Below are 492 nucleotides of genomic sequence, written 5' to 3'. Positions count from 1 at the left end.
GTCAGGCGCCGTCCTCCGCGGCACGGCGCCGCGCGAAGCGGTACGCGACGGCCACCGAGCCCGCGACGAGCGCGCCGCCCAGCCCGATCTCCTGGAGGTCGAACCCCGCGGCGCTGCCGCCCTCGCCGGCGTGCACGCCCCGCGGGACGGGATAGGGCGCCGGGGTGACGTCCGCCGGGCGGCCGCCGGCGATCGTCAGTTCCTTGACGGCGCTGACGCCGCCACAGGTGAACGTCACCCGGTACGACGCGCCCGCCCTGGCGTCCCGGTCGACCGTGGCCACCGCCGACGTCGACCCCCGCGGGACGACGACCGTGTCGAACACCCCGGAGGACACCGTCACGGACTTCCTGCAGCCGCTGACGTGGGGGGGCGACGGGGCCCCGGCCCCACCCCCCCCCCCGACCCGAGCGGGCCCCCCCCCCCCCCCCCACACCCCCCCCCCCCCCCCCCCCCCCCAAAAAACCGCACGGAGTAGTTTGGGGTGGAAAT

General features: G+C 77.8%; 1 protein-coding gene. It reads right to left on the bottom strand.

Annotation, left to right across the window (positions count from 1 at the left end):
• Position 1: 1 nt before the first annotated feature.
• Positions 2 to 343, bottom strand: coding sequence for a hypothetical protein (locus tag ACFVYK_RS37970; protein ID WP_389781296.1), 342 nt, complete (start codon positions 341 to 343; stop codon positions 2 to 4).
• Positions 344 to 492 lie beyond the last annotated feature (149 nt).

This window comes from Streptomyces sp. NPDC058291 (assembly GCF_042880855.1).
Classification (GTDB): Bacteria; Actinomycetota; Actinomycetes; order Streptomycetales; family Streptomycetaceae; genus Streptomyces.
The sequence above is the reverse complement of the archived record's forward strand: the minus strand, read 5'-3'. Positions and strand labels throughout refer to the sequence as shown.